This window comes from Bartonella sp. AA83SXKL (genome assembly GCF_042196965.1).
Taxonomy (GTDB): Bacteria; Pseudomonadota; Alphaproteobacteria; order Rhizobiales; family Rhizobiaceae; genus Bartonella.
The window spans coordinates 1-5,396 of sequence record NZ_JBHIRG010000043.1 but is presented as its reverse complement, the minus strand read 5'-3'; the positions used below and the strand labels follow the sequence as shown (position 1 = coordinate 5,396).

6 protein-coding genes are annotated in these 5,396 nt (G+C 40.6%); 1 reads left to right on the top strand and 5 read right to left on the bottom strand.

Annotated elements, in window-relative coordinates:
- Window positions 1-11 precede the first annotated feature (11 nt).
- Window positions 12-383, top strand: coding sequence for a helix-turn-helix domain-containing protein (locus ACFINO_RS08955; protein ID WP_375655489.1), 372 nt, complete (start codon window positions 12-14; stop codon window positions 381-383).
- A 427-nt stretch (window positions 384-810) separates the two neighbouring features.
- Here ACFINO_RS08955 and ACFINO_RS08950 read toward each other — a convergent pair whose 3' ends face one another.
- The 5 genes from ACFINO_RS08950 to infA all read right to left on the bottom strand — a co-directional run bounded on the left by ACFINO_RS08950 (window position 811) and on the right by infA (window position 3,986).
- Complete coding sequence (locus ACFINO_RS08950; RefSeq protein ID WP_375655488.1) at window positions 811-1,341, bottom strand: hypothetical protein; 531 nt, start codon at window positions 1,339-1,341, stop codon at window positions 811-813.
- On the bottom strand, window positions 1,331-2,020 hold the full coding sequence (locus tag ACFINO_RS08945; protein WP_375655487.1) for an MFS transporter: 690 nt from the start codon (window positions 2,018-2,020) through the stop codon (window positions 1,331-1,333). The genes ACFINO_RS08950 and ACFINO_RS08945 overlap by 11 nt, the downstream gene beginning before the upstream one ends.
- A 481-nt stretch (window positions 2,021-2,501) precedes the next feature.
- Window positions 2,502-2,786 (bottom strand): DNA gyrase inhibitor YacG, encoded by a 285-nt coding sequence (gene yacG / locus ACFINO_RS08940; protein WP_375611670.1) that lies wholly within the window; start codon window positions 2,784-2,786, stop codon window positions 2,502-2,504.
- 21 nt (window positions 2,787-2,807) lie between these two features.
- Window positions 2,808-3,521, bottom strand: a complete 714-nt coding sequence (locus tag ACFINO_RS08935; RefSeq protein WP_375655486.1) for a Maf family nucleotide pyrophosphatase — start codon at window positions 3,519-3,521, stop codon at window positions 2,808-2,810.
- Between the two features lie 246 nt (window positions 3,522-3,767).
- Entirely contained in the window at window positions 3,768-3,986 is a 219-nt protein-coding gene (infA, locus tag ACFINO_RS08930; protein WP_004857577.1) for a translation initiation factor IF-1, read from the bottom strand.
- Window positions 3,987-5,396 lie beyond the last annotated feature (1,410 nt).

Here is a 5,396-nt window from a genome sequence, read left to right as displayed (position 1 = left end):
GGGGGCTTGAAGTGCCAACTAAAAATCCACATTTTATCGACATTCTGATAGGCAAAAGAATCCGTCACAGACGCATTTCAATAGGGCTTTCCCAAAAAGAATTAGGAAGCCATTTAGGTGTCAGTTTCCAACAAATCCAAAAATACGAAAAAGGCTTAAATCGTGTAAGCGCCAAATGTTTACTGGAAATCGCTCAAAAACTGGAAGTTCCTATAAGCTTTTTTTATGCAGACATTGCTACAAAAGAAGATATCTCAACAAAAGAAAATACCCCACACCGTGATCAAGAAACATACAGCGAAAAAGAACACACTCTTTTGAAAAATTTTAGAGACCTCCAGCCGAAAAAACAAAAAGCAATCTTGTGGTTGATTTCTGATTAAGCAAAAGCACAACAATCAACATACCCCCTGCCTAAAGTTTCCCATACCTGATATCACCATACCTCCAAGAATGATATTTTACGGCATATAAGATAATTCACACTATAGCTCCTCGTTTTCTGTTTCCATTATTGCTTCAAGTCAAGCTGATTAAGGATTGGCAGCTGAGTTTTTAAGTTTGACTATTTGTAGCAAAGCGGAGTTAAACAAAAATGACATTGTCGCTCAAAACCATGCCCCCTATTGCGTTTACGAGACAGTGGAACCGTATCAAGAAGGCAAAGCCTCGAAAAAAACATATGAGCGTTTAAGTAAAAATCAAAGATTAAACCTATAACGTCAAAAAAGCTGCTCTATGTTGGATTATCTCCACGTCCTCTAAATCTCAGAAAAATGATTTAAAACATTTGTTTTATTGATGAGCCAATCATTGAGATCGAACAATTAACAAAGAACGGTTCAGCAATATCCTGATAGCCAATAAACAGAATAATCCACTCAATCCAGAAAGAAGGAACAATTTTCCAGCCGAAGTGTGACCTAAAACAAACGCTCCAACAAACGGCGCCACCAACATAGCTAAATTTTGTATAGACTGCACCCATCCGGAAGCCAATCCAATCTGTTCATTGAAATTGCTTACCAGATAAACATTAGAAGATATGGAAAAGTAAGCGCTAACCATTCCAATAAGGAAAAAACAGAGCAACAAAGTCTCAATACGGAGTAAATCAAAGTAAAAAAAGCACACTGAGATCATGACAAAACCAATCATTGTTGACATTGCCGGCATTAACAACTCTGATATTTTGCCTGTAAGGGGTTTATACTTTGATTGTTTCACACTCCAAAATCCATAGAAAAAATTACTGATTGCCGAAGCCGATACCAGCATCCCAAGAGCCTGTTTATTCATTTTCATTGCACTAAGAATAACCGGCAACTGATTATTCACCATAAAGATCATGGCAAAATACACAAACATCACCGCCACATAGGCATACCAAGTTGTCCCATAAAGCCTCTGCTTTGATTTTATGGTATTCGGCTGTTTTTATCATGAGCGACGAGACAGGTTGTGCACCAAGACAACAAAACACGATAAAGCCTAGCAATGTCAAAAATCCAGAAAACAATAAAGTATAGGTATCTGATAAAAGTACGGACAGAGCACTCCCCAAAGCAGGTCCGATCATCTTTGCTGCGCTATTAATCATGTTAAGCACAGAATAGTAACGAGTCCGTCCGTTTTCAGGCACCGAATTTGCACTAAGAACGGAAATTGCAGGCATGGCTAGACTGTTGAATGTCGCTCGAATAACTGCCAGTATAATAAATCCTTGCAGACTCGTCGCCATCAATAAACCGACAGTACAGAGTGCCCGTAACAGCAGTGACGCCCGCAACCAATGGATCATAGAACGGTGACTTACCAACATTCCAATTGGCTTAGACAGAACGATACCAGGTAATAATGTTGCCGCTCCAATAAAAGCGACATCATATTGATCAGCTTTCCACGTGAACACAGATACGGTCAAAATCACGATATAATCAATCCAACCGCCAAATGACACCACGCCATTACCCAGCAAAAGCACCAACAAGCGATTTTTTACTGCCCCGTCTCTTTGCACAAAAACACGCACCCCTTCTTTTTTGTTAGCAATACTGATTGAACTATCAATTTTTCCTCACACCCTAAAGGCACCAACAGCTTTCACGCAACAAAGCACCAACAAGCAACTTTTTATTACCACGTCTCTTTGCACCAAAACACGCACCCCTTCTTTTTCGTTAGCAATACTGATTAGATGATCAATTTTTCCTCACGCCCTAAAGGCACCAACAGCTTTCACGCAACAAAGCACCATCGACCTTCATGCAACAAAGCAATTTATAATTATCCATGGTAAACAAAACCTCTGGAGATAAGTCTTAGATATGTATTAAAACTTCCATCGTTGATTGAACTTAATCTGCGTCTTTGCGAATGACGATAATAAGCAAGCCGTTAATCCAGCTCTTAAATACATTTACGATAATCCCGCGCGCCTCCCCTTCAGTTTCCACACAAAAAAAACGCTTTAGCGTTCTTTCTCAAGAGGAATATCCCCTTTATTCTTCTTCATCACTTACTTGTGGTGGGGGTGGTAAAATATAAGAGCCTGAAAGCCAACGATTAAGATCAATAGCTCGGCACCGTGTGGAACAAAAAGGATAAGAAGATTTTTGTGACATCTGACCACAAATAGGACAAGGATGCGGAGGACGGGTCTCTTTTTGCAAATTTAGCTCTTTTTGTTCTTGGCACACCTTTGTCATTGGCTTCTTCATTAACTTTTCTTCTGTTGCTTTTTTTTCATTTTTGCTTTTCTCTTTTTGTTGCTTTTCACCTTGCATTGATCTTACCTTAAAGTTTTTCTAATGCGTTTGTTCAGCCCAGTGAGTGAAAAGTGGATAGTGATAAGCGGTCAAGAGATCGGCTGTTTCAGCCAAAGGCAATCCCACAACATTAGAATAAGAACCCGTGATATGGACAACAAAAGCCCCTGCTTTTCCTTGGATAGCGTAGCCACCCGCTTTCCCTTGCCATTCTCCTGAAGCAAGGTAAGCCTTCATCATGGCAGAAGTTAAGCGTCTAAAGCGAACACGACTTTCAACCAATTTTACGGTTGTTTTTCCACGTTCATTGAGCGCACAAATGGCACCATAGACCTTATGCGAACGCCCAGAAAGGTATCGTAAACATTCATAAGCCTCATCCTCGCTTTCTGGTTTGGGGAAAATGGTCCGCCCAACAGCCACCACCGTATCAGCCGCCAAGATAATCATTTTCTGTCCAGGTAATTTTTCTTGACCATTCTGCAACTCGTCTTGACCATTCTGACTGTACCAGCGCAAAATTTTTTGGGCTTTCAGTGCTTTTTCTTTTGCCAAACGTTTGGCAAGGTTTGCAGGATGTTCTTTTAATTTTGGCGTTTCATCAATATCGCTTGCATAAACCTGCTGGGGATCAATCCCTATTTGTGCCAAGAGCGCTAAACGCCTTGGCGAAGCGGAGGCAAGCACCAAATGAATTTCTTCTGTAAGAGTATCTGCCAAACGTTTTTCCCCCCACTCTCTTATATTTCTCATTTCCACCCCTTCACAATTGACTTCCCTCTCACCCCCTTTAGCGCCCCCTTTTAAGCGCTCCCTTTTAAGCGCTCCCTTTTAAGCGCTATTAATATCCTTATCCTTTTTCCGCAACGATTTTACAGTTTTTCAAGGCTCTTCAAACACTCCTCTTTTTTCACTCATGAAAAGTAAGCTAAAAAACTGTTAAAAAATAATAGAAATAATATGATAGCTTTTAGAAAAAAGTGCAAGCCACCCACGAGGCTACTTATAGCGATATGTAATACGCCCTTTTGTCAAATCATAAGGTGTCATTTCCACCATGATTTTATCACCGGCCAACACCCGTATACGATTTTTCCGCATTCTACCAGCGGTATGGGCAATAATTTCATGATCATTTTCCAGTTTCACACGAAACATCGCGTTAGGTAAGAGTTCAGTAACGATACCAGAAAATTCTAAAACTTCTTCTTTTGACATAAACAAACATTTCCTTTACAGTGCACATATTTTGTTAAGCTGCGCGTTATTTCCAGCGTTCATACCCTATTTTCTTAAGTTTGTGAATAAAAATTCCACAAAAAGGGAAAGGTTTTTCAAGTTTACTCTTCCATGCTCTCAAAAAACGTCATCCCACACCTTAAGAATCAAAACTTTTTTTCACCAATTTTACCCGCTAATTCCCTTCAATTTTTATGATGATTTTGGTTTCAGTGTGACAAGAAATTACGCTAATTTTTTCCCCTAAAGCATTTTCACAACACCTCTGACTAATCCCTCCACAACTTACGAACAATCATCCTCTCTCCAACTTTTCCTCACCTTCCACACCTTAAACATGCGCCCTTCAGATAAACACCACTCCCCCCACGCCAGAAGCCCTTCCTTTTCTCAAAAACCTTCTCCATTCTTCACACACCATTCACAACATGCTTCACTGCCCCACACTTCATACTCTACGCATTTCCCATACAGCCTTCCCCATTTTCTCTCTCTTCACACGCTTCCTCTAAGCCACTCTTTCCATTTATGTTGTTCTTCCTACCTTCGAAAACACGATCCCTATACATTGCGTATCATTAACCACAACGCCTCTAACGACATAAAGCCTTTTCCTTTTTTACACATTTCCGTTTTCACGCTTTTACGTATTTACAGAATAAAGCCACATGAAACTTCCACACCGCACCACTCTATAAACAATAGTATTACCCCAGCTTCTTGCCTAGCCAATCTCCCCAAGCACTTCAGATCACCCACCCTCAAACGAGATTATTTCATCAAACGCGACAAAAAAATCCAGCCTAAAATACTCATCATACACTCTAAAAAACACCTTGATAAATTGATATGCCTGATATCACCCCCCCTATAAGCTTCCCTTCTAATCATGATTTCGGAGCCGCGTGAGAGGGACAAAACAAGCCGTTAAGTTCTGGGGGTCAAGGACGCCGTTAGGCGCCATGTAATGGTCTCCTTGACCTTAAGAACCTAGGATTGTTAGTCCCCTCATTAAAAGCGGGTCTGATCTCATGATTTTGGTGAGCGTTCCGGAGAGTTTGAGAGGCGGAAAGCCTCTCATTAAAAAATAAAGTTTATAAATAAAAACTATTTTCATTTGCCAATCTCCTGAAATTACTTTATCACTTAAAAGATATTTTGATCGTCTACGCAGCGATCAAGAGGGATTCAAAAACCCTAAGCTCTAGCGTAAAATGAGCCCACTCTTGTGGGTGTCCCGGAATTCCGGGAGTTTTTGCCATGTCCAGGTGCTTTAAGCACTAAAAGCAAAAAAGCTGACTAGAGCTCAGTATTTTGACTCCCGGAATACCAATGCGAGGGCGCTCGCAACCGGAGGGGGGCTTGAAGTGCAAACCAAAAATCCAAATT

Coding starts and splice junctions, on each gene's coding strand:
- ACFINO_RS08950 (WP_375655488.1), bottom strand. CDS start 1,341: ATGGTGAATAATCAGTTGCCGGTTATTCTTAGTGCAATGAAAATGAAT.
- yacG (WP_375611670.1), bottom strand. CDS start 2,786: ATGCAAGGTGAAAAGCAACAAAAAGAGAAAAGCAAAAATGAAAAAAAA.
- ACFINO_RS08935 (WP_375655486.1), bottom strand. CDS start 3,521: ATGAGAAATATAAGAGAGTGGGGGGAAAAACGTTTGGCAGATACTCTT.
- infA (WP_004857577.1), bottom strand. CDS start 3,986: ATGTCAAAAGAAGAAGTTTTAGAATTTTCTGGTATCGTTACTGAACTC.